A 15,579-nucleotide genomic window follows, 5' to 3' on the forward strand; every position below is an offset into this window, starting at 1 on the left:
TCGCAGTGCCTGATTAGTGTCCACGAGCGAAAGCTGACATCGCACTAACCGCCTACGGGTGAGCGATCGAAATCGCCCCGTGATGAAACGCGCTCAATTGGCAGAGATACGCCGTTAACCGGCAAGGAAAGGTACATCGATGATCTATCAGACAATCAATCCCGCAAGCGGGGAAGTCGTTGAAACCTTCCCCGGGATCAGCGACTCTGATCTCGAGACGGCGGTCAGTACAGCGCAGACCGCCTACCAAAGTGACTGGCGTCACCGCAACATCTCGGAACGCGTGTCGGTTCTTTCGCGAGCGGCCGCGCTGCTACGTGAAAATGCGGAAGAATATGCGTCCTTTATCACCCTTGAGATGGGCAAGCTGCACCAAGGGGCGCTAGCCGAAGTCGGACTTTCAGCTGCGATCCTCGACTATTACGCCCAACATGCCGAAGAGTTTATGGCACCCAAGGCATATGAGGGCTTCCCGGGTGCACAGGTCGTAACCCGCTCCATCGGTCCGATCCTCGCGATCGAGCCATGGAACTTCCCTTATTATCAGGTTGCGCGCGTCGTAGGTCCGCAGCTGGCGGCTGGCAATGTCGTACTGTTGAAGCACGCGGAAAGCGTTCCGCAGTGCGCGCTAGCCTTCGCGCGGCTGCTGAAAGAGGCCGGAGCTCCCAACGGCGTCTTTACCAACATCTTCGCCGATCACGAACAGATCGGCCGCCTTATCGCTGATCCGCGCATCGTAGGCGTCACCGTGACAGGAAGTGAACGCGCCGGTGCGGCTGTCGCCGAACAAGCCGGCCGCAATCTCAAAAAGGTCGTAATGGAGCTCGGAGGGAGCGATCCGCTCATCGTGTTACCTGACGCGCCGCTCGATTCGACTGTCAGCAGTGCAGTGTTTGGGCGGATGTTCAATGCGGGCCAAAGCTGCGTGGCGTCCAAGCGGGTCATCGTGATCGGCAAGGAGCGTGGCGAAGCCTTCCTAAAAGCCTATAGCGATGCGGCGAAAGCGCTGAGGATCGGTGAACCGACCGACGATGCGACCGAACTCGGACCCGTTTCTTCCGAGCGCGCGATGGAGGGCCTTCTCTCGCAGATTGAGGCTGCTCGTTCGGGCGGCGCCACCGTGGTGATCGGCGGCGAACGCGTTGACCGGCCCGGCTTTTTCATCGAACCGACGGTGATTACAAACATTGACCGGAAGAACCCGATTTATCGGCAAGAGCTTTTTGGTCCCGTGGCTTCTTTTTATATCGTAGATACGGTTGACGAGGCCGTACAGCTTGCCAACGATACCCCGTTCGGCCTGGGAGGATCGGTGTTCGGTGCGGACGTAGCGCGCGCGCGCGAGGTCGCTGACCAGATCGACAGTGGCATGGTATTTGTAAATCAGCCTGCCTGGACGGCGGCCGAACTTCCCTTTGGCGGGATCAAGAATTCGGGCTTCGGCCGCGAGCTTTCTGATCTTGGCTTTGGCGAATTTGTAAATCGCAAGCTGCTCAATGTCGCCCCCGCCGGCTCGCCGCCTTGGGGTCCGGTCGAGCTTTAAGCATCCGAGGAGTGCAAATCCGGTCGCGGACCGAAAACTAGGCTCGTCACGTGCTTGCCCAGACTTTCAGTCTTCATTGAGCAACAAAGCACGACTTGTCGACGAGACTTGATACCCAGATCGGCGGAATCTGGAGGCTCCTAATCGTTGGCCCGAGATGGAGCTCCAGCGGAACCCGGTGACGACTAGAGGAGGCCGGCGCTTCGATGAGATTGGAAGGTCCGCCAGCAAATCCCCGGGCCACATGGCAATGTTTTCGATGCAGTGGCGCCGGTGATCAATTGCCAGGCTTAATCCTCCAGCCAGGCTGCGCGACGCTTCGCTGTGCGCAACAGTTGGGAAGGGAGTCCAGCCGACGGTGTTTGGAACCCGTGCATGATGTCAGAGGAGGTTTGAAATGAACGATGTTTTCCTGGTGTCGGCGGCCCGCACGGCGATTGGCAGCTTCGGAGGTTCATTGAAGGACCAAACGCCAGGCGAACTGGCGGCCGAAGTTGCCAAGGCCGCAATCGCGCGGGCTGGCGTGGACGCCGCAATGGTCGGCAACGTCGTTTTGGGCAATGTCATTCATACAGAGCCAAGAGACGCGTACGCAGCGAGGATCGCCTCCATCGGCGCAGGCATCCCGTATGAGCGGCCAGCGCACACGGTCAACCGGCTGTGCGGATCAGGGCTTCAGGCGATCATTTCAGCCGCCCAATCCATCATGCTTGGCGATTGTGCGATTGCTCTGGGCGCTGGCTCTGAGGTCATGAGCCGTGCGCCGTATTTTGCACCAAATATGCGCTGGGGTCAGAAGATGGGCGAAGCTGCGATGCTCGACGGGCTGACCGGCGTTCTGACTGATCCATTTTGCCGCTACCATATGGGTGTCACGGCAGAGAATGTTTCGGCACAATTCGGTGTTTCGAGGGAGGCGCAGGACGCGTTGGCGCTGGAAAGTCAGCGCCGCGCCGCAAAAGCTGTAGAGAGCGGCTATTTTGACAAACAGATCGTGCCCATCGAAATCATGGTGCGGCGCAAACTCACGGTCTTTGCAAAAGATGAGTTTGTCCGCGGAGAGACGACCAAAGAGGCCCTGGCAAAGCTTAGGCCCGTCTTTCTAAAGGAGGATGGGACCGTCACAGCTGGGAACAGCTCAGGAATTAATGATGGTGCCGCTGCCGTAGTTCTTGCCAGCGGCGAGGCCGTGAAAGCTCATAATCTTCAGCCTATGGCTCGACTGGTAAGCTATGGTCATGCCGGCGTCGATCCTGCCTATATGGGAATTGGCCCTGTTCCAGCGACCCGGATAGCGCTGGCCAAGGCGGGACTTACAGTAGGCGATCTCGACATCATTGAAGCGAATGAGGCATTCGCAGCACAAGCTTGTGCAGTGGCGAAGGAACTGGACTTTGACCCCGCCAAAGTGAACCCGAACGGAAGCGGGATATCGCTCGGGCATCCAATTGGCGCAACTGGCACGATCATTACGACAAAACTAGTTTATGAACTCATCCGCACGGGCGGTCGTTATGGGCTTGTCACAATGTGCATTGGCGGCGGTCAAGGTATCGCGGCAATCTGGGAACGCGTTTAAGGTAATAGAAGAACACCGAGTAGCCCCAGTTCACGATCAAGCGATGCATGAGGTGATAGCCTGTCTGACTATGATCATGTCGCACGAACCACCGAGGTTACTGTGATTTGAGCCGTAGAAACCGTCAGGCTCATTTTGATCGACCGGATGGCTAAGATTTGCGTCATCAGGAACTGGCAAGAACGATCTCGGCGACCCGTTCGTCTTAAAATTGAAAAGTCTGGTAAGATCGGACGAAAACAGCACTCAAACCGCCGCCGGTCCGACCGGTTAAAGTTACCACAGTGGTCAACACCGTGCCATCAACCGATCGACGGCCCCACGCGATGAGGCATGATGATCAAGAGACGATGATGGCAGCGCCCGGTTGAACCATCCAGGACATTGCGGCGGCCATCGGCCAATGCCGCAAGCGTTTCGCCAAGCTGGTGCGGTTATCCTGGTTGTTGCCATCGCTGGCCAAAGCCATTTTTGACGGCACCCAGCCAACTCAGCTCGATGCAAAAGCGCTGCTGGCGGTCAAGCTGCCGCTCGATTGGCCATCGCAAATGCCGCCCTTTGCGCGGACCGCATCGCGAAAGTGACTGCCGCGATAGGCGCTGTCGGCAAAGACCTCGCCGGGATTGTCGGGTAAGGCTTCGGGACCTGCTTTGCCGTCATTGATGTTGGCGGATGTGACCGAGAGTTCCTCGACCAGCGCCATATCGGCATCGGCGCCGACGTGGGCCTTGAAGCCCTGAACAGCCCGCTTCCCCTTGTGCTTTACCCAACGCGCATCGTCATCGTCCTCACTGGCAGAAGCAATGATCGTGGCATCGACCAGTGTTCCGGTCTTGACCGTCACCGCCTTTGCTCTGAGCTGCATGGTCACGGCTTCAAACAATGTCCGGTCAAGCCGATGCGCAACGAGCAACCTGCGAAACCGGACAAACGCGGTCTGCTCGGGCGTCGCCTCATTCGCGGCAAACCCGCAGAGGCGGCGAAAGGATGCCCGGTCGTCGAGCGCCTCGGCAAGCTTTACATCCAACAGGTCGTACCAGATCGACAAAAGCAGGGCCTTGAACATAGCCAGCGGCGGCCAGGCAGGCTCACCCTTGGCGGCGGGATAGAGCGGATCGAGAAGTATCGCGACCGCGCTCCAATCGACCAGCGACGCCAGCGTGTCGAGCGATGAGGTCGCACGCTCGCGGCCTGCAAAACCGAACCGTTCCTGCCCGATCGAACGCTGTGCCACTCGATGCCCTCCTGCCCTGGAAAGCCCATAGAATCAGCAATCAACGCCCCTTCTAAAACCACCCGCGCACAGGTCTCCTAGCCAGACCAGCCCCTCACCGCGACAGGCCGCGGGGTCTGGAATTTGGCGCTGTGAGACTTGGCGCCAGATTGCCCGGCCCGGTCTCTGGACCTCACGCGCCAAACGACGCCCCGCAAGAGGCGCAGTTCTGCGCCGCATTTAGCCCCCGCGGACAAATCGCCGACAAAGGGAAGGATACTCAGTATGAGTGGTGCGCGACGCAGTCCAGAGCGAACGCGTCTCTGCCCTGTTCTTCCCTGATATGCTCAATTTCCCCCATAAGATGGCTCCCCAACCCTCGAAAATGCGCGAAACTGCGGCGTTCCCAAGGCTATTTCCCTATGAGCGGAACAGGGAAGCGCAGGAGGCAGAACAGTCCAAAAGACGCCTTCTCGCCGCGACGTTTATTCCTCAACCTGTTCTAAATAGTCTCTTTATGGGCAGGGTGGCCGCTCTTTATGGGAACATAGCGGCATATCGATGGGACGCTGCGCGCAGATGCGGTCGTTAAATGGGACGCCCTCGCGGCCAATGTGATATATCACGCTTTGTCTGCTCAACGCGAGTTATGTCCCGACAGGGCGCGACGACACGCTGCCACGATTCGCAAAAATGGTCGTTCAAATAGCAGATTTGCAATTTTGTGATCTTCCTCGATCCTCGTGCGCCCACCCACATTCTGACCCGTCTCGCCATGCTCGGGCGCTTAACGGGATAGATCAGGGAATTGTCACTGATGAACAGGGAAGCCTTATCCCATTTAAGGAAATGGCGGAAATCAGCCATTTTTATGCCCATAGGGATTGCATCTATAGGCAGATGTTCTTTATATGTTCCGGGAGACATTCGTGGGGACATAGGGTGTGGAAACAGAGATAGTCTATCGACCGTTAGCTGACCTGCGACCTTATGCGGGCAATGCACGGACCCATTCACGCAAGCAGATCAAACAGATCGCCAAGAGCATCACACGGTTTGGCTTCACCAATCCCGTGCTGCTCAGTGACGATGATGAAATCATTGCCGGTCATGGTCGCGTACTGGCAGCCGCGCAAATCGGCATGGCCAGCGTGCCGGCAATCCGCCTTTCCCATTTGAGCGCTGCAGAGCGGCGAGCCTATATCCTGGCGGACAACAAACTCGCGCTCAACGCCGGATGGGATCAGGATCTACTTGCCATAGAGCTCCAGGCGCTGATCGATCTGGATTTCGACTTGGAGTTGACCGGTTTCTCGCTTGCGGAAATCGACTTCAATTTGAATGCGGCAACCCTTGGCAAGCCGGACATGCCGCGCGCATTGGAAGATGAAACGCCAACGGCGGCCGGTCCCGCGATCAGCCGCAGCGGTGACGTCTGGCAGCTCGGGCGGCACCGCCTGCTCTGTGGCGATGCGCGCAAGAAGGCAGACTATGACCATCTCCTGGCAGGCGACACGGTCGACCTGATCTTCACCGACCCCCCCTATAATGTGCCAATCGATGGGCATGTATGCGGATCGGGCGCTATTCACCATCGCGAGTTCGCCATGGGCACAGGCGAGATGTCGGTGGACGGCTTTACGGCATTTTTGACCCAGACCCTGGGCTTTGCCGCCAGCCATTGTCGCAATGGCGCGATTGCCTTTGTCTGCATGGATTGGCGGCACATGCGCGAGCTTCTCGCCGCGGGTTACGCCGTATTCCATGAACTCAAGAATCTTTGCGTCTGGAACAAGACCAACGGCGGCATGGGCAGTTTCTATCGCTCGAAACATGAACTGATCTTCGTGTTCAAGAAGGGATCGGCCGAGCATGTGAACAGCTTTGGCCTGGGCGATACCGGCCGCTATCGCACCAATGTGTGGGATTATGCAGGGATCAGCAGCATGGGCTCTGCCCGGATGGAGGAACTGGCGATGCATCCCACCGTCAAGCCGGTCGCGCTCGTTGCCGATGCGATCCAGGATTGCTCGCGCCGCGGCGACATCGTGCTCGATGCCTTTGGCGGTTCAGGCACCACACTGATTGCGGCCGAAAAGGTCGGTCGCAGCGCCCGGCTGATCGAGTTCGATCCGCTCTATTGCGACACCATCGTGCGGCGGTTCGAGAAGATGATGGGCAAATCGGCCCTGTTGATGCCGGACGACATGTCGTTCGAGATGGTCGGCGAACGCCGGCTGGAGGAGGCGTTGCAGTGAGGGACAACGATGATGATGAGGTAGGCTATAAAAAGCCTCCCAAGGCGAGCCGGTTTCAAAAGGGCAAATCGGGCAATCCACGCGGTCGACCCAAGAAGCGCGCTTCTGTTGATGTGTCGCATGACGGTTCAATCCATGCGCTGCTCAAGAATGAATTCAAACGCCTGGTGGTGGTGACCGAAAACGGCCAGCCCGAGCAGATCACTCTCAAGCAAGCGCTTGCCCGAGCGATGGCCCATGGCGCCGTCAAGAACAGCAGAATCGAACGAAAACAGGCGTTCGATCTCTTGTCCGACATGGACCAAGCGGAACAAGCCCAGCGAACCGACGATTTCAAATTCTGGCGTGGCCATAAGAAAGACCAGCTGGCAATCATCGAACAGGCCCGCCGCGAGGGCCGTGAGCCTGAGAAAATGCGTCCGCATCCCGACGATATTCAGGTCGACTGGGGCAAAGGCTGCATCTACTTGCTCGGGCCGCTTACGGACGAAGACGAAGTGCTTTTCGATCTGCGGGCGTTGACGCGCGAGTGCTGTTATATCGCATCAGAATGGAACACCAGATGGCCTGGCCTGGAAATTGTGTTCCAGGACAAACGCGCATGTCCGTGGGGCGTGCTTGGTGAGCTCGTGAACCGGCGCATGCCGCCGAGCATGTGGCATGACTCTACGACCCAGCTCGTGCGCGCCATGCAGTATCACGGCATGACCAATCGGCAATTGCGGGCGACGAAAGTGAGGATGTTCGCCAAGCTGGAAGATGGGATGGCGCACGCGCGCGTTACTGGGCTGATAGACGACACGCAGTCTGTCTCGATCCCAGAATTTGACGCGATCATCCTGACCGCGGACCGCTGCACCCAAGAGCAGCGCGCGCTTTTAGATGCTCACAGCAAGGACGCAGCCTGAACTGGCACGCTAACGTCGTGCGATGCCCCCTCCCCTACCTCTCGGAAGCAAATTGAGTATTTGCCGCTTTTGGTCTAACTGGGACGGCGACGCGCGTGACACGGTGAACCTTGCGGCCGTAGCATGTCGGCCACCGGGTCGATAGAGCGCAATGCGAGGGATGCAAGTCCTCGCCGCGCGTCGCACTGTCATCGGTGGTAAACAATAATCGCCTCCCGGTGTATCAATAAACGTGGCAAAGCTGAGCTTGCATATGACCACGACGCAGCTCTATTATCGCCTACCCATGTCGTTGTTTCGAAGCTAAACGGTCGTCATGACCTGGCTTATGTCCTTTGCTGGTCCTTGCGACTGCCATCCGCTACCTGAGTTCTTGGACACAGAGCTGCTGGAAAGCCGCTTCGTTCGCCTTTGGCTGTGGGTGTCGAGTACTGGCCTATGGGACGAGTTGGGCCAGGATGTGGCGGTCGACGAGCTTGCGATATCAGGCGATCTGCAACGCGATATCGCGCGATGGGCAGCCGACTATGATGATGTGGGTAATGGCATGCTGCCAATGATCGACCACTTGGCCGAAGCCCATCCCGCATTCCCCCTGGACTGGTTCAACAGGCGCGGAGAGCTCCTCAAGGCGCGGCTGGAAGCGGAACTTGGCGATGAATGGGTCGTCGAGCACCGGCGCCTGTGGCGAAAATCCTCCTGACATGGCTTGTGACGGACTGTAATGTCAGACTGCCAGCCAAGCCTAATACCGCGAGCTCAACATAATTTCTAACCTAATCCGACAGAAATGGCGAAATGGTCTGGAGCCTTGCAAGTCAAGGGACGCCTCTTCAACCATTGGTCGCAAAGCCACACGGCCGCCTTGACAGTCGAAGCGTTTCGATCCCACTGACCTGGACGCAGGGGCACTGGGCGTTGGAATCGGGGGATGGATGCGCCTATTTCAGGCTTGGTTGAGGGCATGTGTCTGTGCCTTCTTCGTCATATCGCCTTCTTGGGCCTTCGCAGCCCAGACGGATCAGCGTCATATGGCCGCCGGGTCCTGGCAATTGGACATCCGGACCGATCGCTTCTCAGGAGATGTAGTTTGCAGATTGAGAGGCAAGCGGCTTCTTTATCTTTCGGGCGCTGTGGGATTTCGATTCGGTCACCGCGCTTCTGTCATGGACGCATGGGTCCGGATTGATAACGGCCCGGCGATGCGCTGGCGCGATCAACTTCCTGAACTGGCGCGTTTGCGGGTGCCGATCGATGGCGCGGACATGGATGTGCCGACCGACGGAATTGTTTGGCTCCCGGCACAGCTGATAGACAATGCGGGCATTGTCGCTATTCAACCCGTGCCCGGCAAAGGAGCGCGGTCGTTCGATATCGCAGGATTTAGAGAGTTGCTTGCGGCTGGGCGGCGGGCAGGCTGTGATCCGGAGGCAAGGTTCGCCCTGTGAATGCCGTCCCGCACGCGGTCATTGCCGCCCTCTCAGCATTAGTTTTCGCTCCTGGCCTCCAGGCGCAAGAGCTTGCCGATTCCACTGATCCGATGCGGGGCTACCCCGCACCAGTGCTACCGTTCGATGCGAGTGATACAGAGCCCGCTCCAACAGATAGCCTGGCGCAGGCTATTTCTGACGCATATGAAAGTAATCCCTTGCTTGCCGCGAGGCGGTACGAGCTGCGGGCTACCGACAATAGTCTGGGCCTTGCACTCTCCCAAACCAGGACAAATATTCAAGCACAGCTATCTGGAGGCTACGACTATACAGATCCGGGCCGCATAACGCAGGCGTCTCGTCCCCTGATCGATCGGTTGAACGATCCAAATATCGAGCGCGACGACATTGGCGGCCAGATCATCATCGATCAGCCGCTTAGCACAGGCGGTCGGGCGCGCGCGGACATTGCCGCTGCGGGGGCCGAAATAAAGGCCGGCCGAGAAGCGTTGCGCGGCACCGAGGGCGATCTGTTGAACGAACTGATCGCGGCGTACGCCGATGTCAGACGAGACGATAAAGCTCTGCGCATTCGCCAGAAGAATGAGCAGGTACTCGTAAGAACATTGGATGAAGTCGCTGCCCGCCGCGACGCTGGAGAATTGACGCGAACCGACATCGCGCAAGCACAAACGCAGCTGCAAAATGCCAGGGTCCAACTCAATGTGGCGCAAGCGCAACTTCAGCAGAGCCGAGCCGAATTCGCCGCGCTCGTCGGGCGTGAGCCAGGCTTGCTCGCACCCGAGCCGCCGCTTCCCTTGGTGCCCGCATCGATCGATGACGCCTTCGACGTGGCCGATCAGATGAACCCGGAGCTTCGCGAGGCTGTCCACGTCGAACGCGCGTCACGGGCGCGGATCGCTTCGGCGCGGGCCGAGGGTCGACCATCGCTGAGCTTGCGCGGCGTTGCCGGTACGACCGGGCCCGCCTCCCCGCTGAACGATAAGGATCAGGACCTCTCATTATCTGCGCGGGCAACCTTGACCATCCCACTCGCACAGGGGGGGCGAGTAGGCGCGCTGGTCGGGCAAGCCCTTGATCGCAACAGTGCCGACCGACTGCGGATCGAGGCAGCACGTCGCCAGATGGTAAGAGCAATCATTTCAGCATGGAACCAGATGGTGACCTCGAAGCGCAATCAACAGGCGCAGGAAGCTCAGTTGCAAGCGGCGCGCATCTATTATGAAGGGACGTTCGAAGAATATCGCGCCGGCCTTCGCTCCACATTCGACGTTCTCTTTGCGCAGAATAGTTTGCGCGATACGGAAATCGCACTGCTCGCAAGCGCCCGCGATCATTATGTGTCGCAAGCCGCACTCCTGCGGCAGCTAGGCCAGTTGGAGGTCGGCAAGCTGATCACCGGCAATGCGCTTTATGACCCCGCCATCCACTCGCGTGAAGTCGAAAGGCGCGGGGCCTTGCCATGGGACGCTGCAGTGCGGGCGCTCGATGGACTGGGAGCGGCGAGCGACCGTCAACAGGTCATCGATCAGCCGGCGCGGTGGCCAGCATCGCCCAAAATGGCTCCCGCCAGCCCTGCCGCGCCCGATCCCCAGCTCATGACCCATAGCCCGGCAACACCCATCATTGGCACCGGTGGACGCCCAGTCGGTGACCAAAGACCATGAACGATAGGCCCGATATTCTGGAAGAAACGCCAGCTCCGCCCCCGGGCTCGACCAATTTCGATGATAGCGGCCTTATCGCCTTTGCGACCTTGCTCGCGATACACAGGATTGCTGTCGATCCCGGACAACTGCGTCACAACCTCGGCCACGGTCGAACTATCGATTCGGAGGACTTGAAGCGGCTGGCGAAGCGCCACGACGATGTGCGCGCACGGTCTATTCGCTCGTCCTACGGAAAGCTGGAGACGATCCCCCTGCCCGCTCTGGCCAATGGGCCAGATGGGTGGTTCATTATCGGTAAGGTCGTGGGCGATGAAGCGCTCATACAGCCGCCCCGCCACAGTCTGGACGGCGTTCAGCCGCAGGTTATGAAGATCGGTCGCGAGGCACTGGAGGCCATGTGGTCTGGCGAATTGGTGCTTGTCACGACACGCGAAAGCGCCGGCAGCATCTCGCGCGCCTTCGACGTGTCATGGTTCATCCCGCAGATCGTTAAATATCGGCGCTTGATCGGCGAGGTGCTGCTTGTCACCCTGGGCATCAACCTGCTTGGGCTTGCCTCCCCGCTCTTTTTCCAGAACGTCATCGACAAGGTCCTTGTCCATAACACTCTCGATACCCTGACAATATTGGTCATCGGCTTTGGCGTCGTTTCGATCTGGGAAACGCTGTTCGGCTGGCTGCGCACGCGCCTTTATTCGGAAACCAGCCAGAAGATCGACGTCGAATTGGGCGCGAAGCTGTTTCGTCATCTGCTCGGCTTGCCCATGGGCTATTTCGAAGCGCGACGGGTGGGAGACATCGCCATGCGCGTGCGCCAGCTCGAAACGATCCGGGAATTCCTGACCAACGCCTCCTTGTCGGTGCTGGTCGATCCCCTGTTCACGATCATCTTCCTGGCCGTGATGTGGGTCTATTCGGTCAAGCTTTTCCTGATCGCCCTGCTCGCCATCCCCGCCTATTTCGCGGTCGCCTTCTTCATCACCGGCCCGATGCGCGCGCGGGTTGAAGAGAAGTTCGAGCGGGGCGCAGCCAATAACGCTCTGCTGGTCGAAAGCATAGGCGGCATTCAGACAGTCAAGGCTGGCGCGGTGGAGCCGCAATGGCAGGACCGCTGGGAACGGCAGTTGGCCGGATACAGTTTCGCCAGCCAAAAGGTCATCAACCTTGGCAACACCGGCAGTCAGCTTATCCAGTTGATCTCTAAGATCAACATGGTCGCAATCCTCTACTTTGGTGCGAAGGCGGTGATCGCAGGCGATTTGACGGTCGGTGGCCTGGTCGCCTTCAACATGTTCGCCCAGCGTGTGTCGGGTCCGGTCATCCGCATGGCGCAGCTGTGGCAGGATTTTCAGCAGGTACGGATCGCGATCGAACGGCTGGGCGATGTTCTCAACCAGCCGACCGAGCCGGGCGCGGGCAGCCGTGTCGCCCTGCCGGCGGTCAAAGGCCATATCGCCTTTGAAGTGGTCAAGTTCCGCTATGGGCTGGAAGGGCCATGGACGCTTGACGACATCAACCTGATCATCGCCGAAGGCGCGACCCTCGGCATTGTCGGCACATCGGGCTCGGGCAAGTCCACGCTCACCAAATTGCTGCAGCGCATGTATCTGCCCGCCAGCGGGCGCGTGCTGATCGATGGCGTGGATATCGGCCAGATCGACCCCGCCTGGCTGCGGCGGCAGATCGGTGTGGTGCTGCAAGAGAATCTGCTTTTCAACCGCTCTATCCGCGAGAATATCGCCCTGTCCAATCCGGCCATGCCGCTGGAGCAGGTGATCGAGGCGGCGCAGCTTGCGGGCGCGCATGAGTTCATCATCCGCTTGCCGCAAGGCTATGACACGCCTGTGGAGGAGCGCGGCACCAACCTCTCGGGTGGCCAGCGCCAGCGCCTCGCCATCGCCCGCGCGCTGGTGACGAGCCCGCGCATCCTGATTCTCGATGAAGCGACCAGCGCGCTCGACGCGGAGAGCGAGGAGATCATCCAGGCCAACCTCAAGGCGATGGCGCAAGGCCGCACGGTCATCATCATCGCCCACCGGCTGTCCGCCATCCGCCAATGCGACAGCATCATCACTCTGGAGGCCGGGCGCATCATCGAGCGGGGCACCCATACCGAACTGCTCGCCGCCAAGGGCCGCTATGCCGATCTGCACCGGCGACAAAGCGGCGTGACGGAGGGCAGGCCATGAGTGCATGGGCGCACAACTGGCATGTGCTGAAGGAAGCCATCCGGCAAGACCGGGAGCGCGCCAAGGGCTTCATCCCCTCGTCCGAAACCGACTTCCTGCCTGCCGCGCTGGAGGTGATCGAACGCCCGGTATCGCCGACCGCGCGCGTCGTGACCTGGGTGCTGCTAATCGGCCTGCTGGCGACCGCCCTGTGGACGATATTCGGCCGTGTCGATGTGGTGGCGTCCGCGCCGGGGCAGCTCATGCCGTCGGGTAATGTGAAGCTGGTACAGTCGCCGGGCGCTGGCGTGGTCCGTGCGATCCATGTTCGCAACGGCGATATCGTCCGCAAGGGTCAGCCGCTGCTCGACCTCGACCCGACTTTGTCCGGCGCGGATCTGGCTCAGGCTGAAAAAGGACTGGCTGCAGCCGAGTTGGAGGCCGCGCGCAATCGCGCGATCGCCGATGCGCTGTCGGGGCGCGGCATGGACTTCGTCGCGCCTGCTGGAACGCCCGCCAATGTCGCTGACACCCAGCGGCGCCTGATCGCCGCGCAACTAGCCGAACTCGACGCTAACACCGCCAGCCTGTCGGCCGCGCGCGCGTCCGCGATGTCCGACGCGCAGTCCGCGCAGGCGCAGGTCGCCAAGCTGCGCGATACCGTCCCCATCCTGGATCGTCAGATCGACAATATGAACCGTCTCGACGCCAAGGGCTATGCGCCGGGGCTTCGGCTCCTTGAACTGCAACGCCAGCGCCGTCAGGAAGCGGGCGATCGGGATGTCGCGGCGACCCAGATCAGTCGGGGGCTCTCCGAAGCACGCAAGCTTGGCCAGCAGATCACCCAGGCGCGCGAACAGGCGCGACATACAGCGCTGACCGATCTCGCCAAGGCGGAAGCTGAAGCGATCCTGCGGCGCGAGGAAGTCACTAAGGCGCGGCAGAACAACCGCTTCCAGCGCTTGCTCGCGCCTGCCGACGGCACGATCCAGCAACTAGAGGCCCACACCATCGGCGGCGTCGTCGAAGCGGCAAAGCCGCTCATGACATTGGTGCCGAGCAGCGGCGGGCTGGAGGTGGAAGCGCGCATCCTCAACAAGGATGTCGGGTTCATCCATATCGGGCAGCCTGCATCGGTCAAGCTCGAGGCGTTTCCGTTCACCCGCTATGGCGCGGTGCCCGGCCGGGTACGATCGATCAGCAGGGACGCGGTGCAGGATAAGGAACTGGGGCTCGTCTATGTGGCAATAGTGACGCTGGATCGGGCAAACATCGTGACCGACGGGCGCCACGTGGCGCTTAGCCCAGGGCTGGCGGCGACAGTGGATATCCGGACCGGGACGCGGCGGATCATCAGCTATCTGCTCTCCCCGTTGCAGAGCAGTATCGCGCAGGCCGGGAGGGAGCGGTGATGGGCTATGGTGTGCGTTGCGGACTGGCGGGAAGTATCATCACCGAAACGGATGAAAATAAATCCTTCGCTGGTGACGCAAATCCTTCTGATTGGGAAAGTCCGCCAAAGTGCTTCACTTGACGTGAGCTAGGGTTGGTGGTTCATTGATCGACAAGCGAGCGATCGCTTGGGGGGTGTTCTTGGGCAAAGTATCGGGATGGCGCATTAGGCGCGTGCAGGCGGTTAGGCTGCGCGCGGTGTTGGGCGTGTCGGCAACAATGCTACTGACCGCCTGCGCCAGCAATAGCTATATGGGGATTTCCCTTACCCCTGACCAAACGCCGCCTGAACTGCTGCAACTCGCGCTTAAGGCCCAAGGAGGCGATAAGCAGGCACAACTGGAGTTGGGGATTCGATTCCAGGAAGGCAAAGGGGTACCAAGGGATCGTAGTCGCGCAATCGCACTCTATGCCGACGCCGCCAGCGACAGTGGCGGGCCTCTGTGGATTTACACTCCATCCCCAGGCGGGGGCGCACCAGGACAGGTATCGTCGTTCGATCGCCCCAAGGTGCAAGGCCTTGATGAGGCGAGGCTGCGCCTGCGATCGATAAACATTGAGGAGCGCTGAATTGCTAAGTTGCCTTCTAATAATGCTTAGCAGGCTGTGGCAGAAACGGCCACTTCGGAAGTATGGACAATTGCGGCATTTCGCTCTCACTGCATTACTGACGACGATGGCGCTTGTAGTCAGCTGCTCTGTTCCGGCGGGGACGGCACAACCAGACATTGATGTCGCACACCCGTTTGGTTCATATACACGGCGAGTGTTCGAGCGTCCCCCATCGGTATCCCTGAGCGCATTTTTGGAGGTGCTATCTGAGAAACGAGCGGACAACCCAAATTCTAACGATTATTTTTTAAGTATCAACGATAAGCTTCGGAGTTCTACTGAACTCCGGTGGAATGGTGCTGTCGTGTCTAGCTATGCCGACATAGGAACGTTTCACTGTTCCGATGATTCCGATCTGAACGTCAAGGAGTTGACAGCAAAGCTGTGCGTAGGGGCGCGGACGTTGGAGCGCATCGTATTACAGGGCGAGGTGCAGCTATCTAAATCCGAACACGGCAATATCGATCCGCTGAGTGCAAGACAATATTTGTATTATGCTAGTCAAATTCATACCGATATCGCCGCATTAAATCTAGATATGGTTGAGGTGACCTCACAGTTTGTTGAGCGTTGGAACGGTCATTTCGGGTTTCCATTCCAAATTTTCGTCATAAATATCTCTGTTAATGTGATCGCGGTCGTACAGTCGGAAAACGAAAGTTATTCAGTCAACGCCTATCCCGCAATTCGTAAAATTTCTATTTATATTCGTCGTGAGGATTAGT

The 15,579-nt window shown here is 59.2% G+C and carries 11 protein-coding genes; 10 read left to right on the forward strand and 1 reads right to left on the reverse strand.

Going from position 1 to position 15,579, the window contains the following annotated elements; translation table 11 throughout:
- Positions 1 to 139: 139 nt before the first annotated feature.
- Positions 140 to 1,543, forward strand: a complete 1,404-nt coding sequence (locus WG908_RS15710; RefSeq protein ID WP_340187452.1) for an NAD-dependent succinate-semialdehyde dehydrogenase — start codon at positions 140 to 142, stop codon at positions 1,541 to 1,543.
- 397 nt (positions 1,544 to 1,940) lie between these two features.
- Complete coding sequence (gene bktB, locus WG908_RS15715; protein ID WP_340187453.1) at positions 1,941 to 3,122, forward strand: beta-ketothiolase BktB; 1,182 nt, start codon at positions 1,941 to 1,943, stop codon at positions 3,120 to 3,122.
- A 490-nt stretch (positions 3,123 to 3,612) separates the two neighbouring features.
- Here the strand turns inward: bktB and WG908_RS15720 are convergent, their stop codons facing one another.
- On the reverse strand, positions 3,613 to 4,356 hold the full coding sequence (locus WG908_RS15720; RefSeq protein WP_340187454.1) for an IS5 family transposase: 744 nt from the start codon (positions 4,354 to 4,356) through the stop codon (positions 3,613 to 3,615).
- Between the two features lie 923 nt (positions 4,357 to 5,279).
- Here WG908_RS15720 and WG908_RS15725 point away from each other — a divergent pair.
- The 8 genes from WG908_RS15725 to WG908_RS15760 all read left to right on the forward strand — a co-directional run bounded on the left by WG908_RS15725 (position 5,280) and on the right by WG908_RS15760 (position 15,578).
- A complete protein-coding gene (locus WG908_RS15725; protein ID WP_340187455.1) occupies positions 5,280 to 6,593 on the forward strand; it encodes a site-specific DNA-methyltransferase in 1,314 nt (437 codons plus the stop codon).
- Entirely contained in the window at positions 6,590 to 7,501 is a 912-nt protein-coding gene (locus WG908_RS15730; protein WP_340187456.1) for a DUF5681 domain-containing protein, read from the forward strand. The genes WG908_RS15725 and WG908_RS15730 overlap by 4 nt, the downstream gene beginning before the upstream one ends.
- A 316-nt stretch (positions 7,502 to 7,817) precedes the next feature.
- Positions 7,818 to 8,204: an immunity protein CdiI family protein gene (locus WG908_RS15735; RefSeq protein WP_340187457.1), complete on the forward strand. Its 387-nt coding sequence runs from the start codon at positions 7,818 to 7,820 to the stop codon at positions 8,202 to 8,204.
- Positions 8,205 to 8,532: 328 nt separating this feature from the next.
- Positions 8,533 to 8,949 (forward strand): hypothetical protein, encoded by a 417-nt coding sequence (locus tag WG908_RS15740; RefSeq protein WP_340187458.1) that lies wholly within the window; start codon positions 8,533 to 8,535, stop codon positions 8,947 to 8,949.
- The gene (locus tag WG908_RS15745; RefSeq protein WP_340187459.1) at positions 8,946 to 10,619 is read left to right on the forward strand and encodes a TolC family protein; all 1,674 of its coding nucleotides are present in this window, start codon (positions 8,946 to 8,948) and stop codon (positions 10,617 to 10,619) included. The genes WG908_RS15740 and WG908_RS15745 overlap by 4 nt, the downstream gene beginning before the upstream one ends.
- Complete coding sequence (locus tag WG908_RS15750) at positions 10,616 to 12,811, forward strand: type I secretion system permease/ATPase (protein ID WP_340187460.1); 2,196 nt, start codon at positions 10,616 to 10,618, stop codon at positions 12,809 to 12,811. Before WG908_RS15745 ends, WG908_RS15750 begins: the two co-directional genes overlap by 4 nt.
- Positions 12,808 to 14,202, forward strand: coding sequence for an HlyD family type I secretion periplasmic adaptor subunit (locus WG908_RS15755; protein ID WP_340187461.1), 1,395 nt, complete (start codon positions 12,808 to 12,810; stop codon positions 14,200 to 14,202). Before WG908_RS15750 ends, WG908_RS15755 begins: the two co-directional genes overlap by 4 nt.
- A 716-nt stretch (positions 14,203 to 14,918) precedes the next feature.
- Positions 14,919 to 15,578: a hypothetical protein gene (locus WG908_RS15760; protein ID WP_340187462.1), complete on the forward strand. Its 660-nt coding sequence runs from the start codon at positions 14,919 to 14,921 to the stop codon at positions 15,576 to 15,578.
- The last annotated feature ends 1 nt before the right edge of the window (position 15,579 follow it).

The sequence above is a fragment of the Sphingobium anseongense genome, assembly GCF_037725245.1.
GTDB lineage: Bacteria > Pseudomonadota > Alphaproteobacteria > Sphingomonadales > Sphingomonadaceae > Sphingobium.

Excerpts from the sequence above, each read along its gene's own strand:
- WG908_RS15710 (WP_340187452.1), top strand. The coding sequence starts at position 140 with ATGATCTATCAGACAATCAATCCCGCAAGCGGGGAAGTCGTTGAAACC.
- bktB (WP_340187453.1), top strand. The coding sequence starts at position 1,941 with ATGAACGATGTTTTCCTGGTGTCGGCGGCCCGCACGGCGATTGGCAGC.
- WG908_RS15735 (WP_340187457.1), top strand. The coding sequence starts at position 7,818 with ATGACCTGGCTTATGTCCTTTGCTGGTCCTTGCGACTGCCATCCGCTA.
- WG908_RS15740 (WP_340187458.1), top strand. The coding sequence starts at position 8,533 with ATGGCCGCCGGGTCCTGGCAATTGGACATCCGGACCGATCGCTTCTCA.
- WG908_RS15750 (WP_340187460.1), top strand. The coding sequence starts at position 10,616 with ATGAACGATAGGCCCGATATTCTGGAAGAAACGCCAGCTCCGCCCCCG.
- WG908_RS15755 (WP_340187461.1), top strand. The coding sequence starts at position 12,808 with ATGAGTGCATGGGCGCACAACTGGCATGTGCTGAAGGAAGCCATCCGG.
- WG908_RS15760 (WP_340187462.1), top strand. The coding sequence starts at position 14,919 with ATGGCGCTTGTAGTCAGCTGCTCTGTTCCGGCGGGGACGGCACAACCA.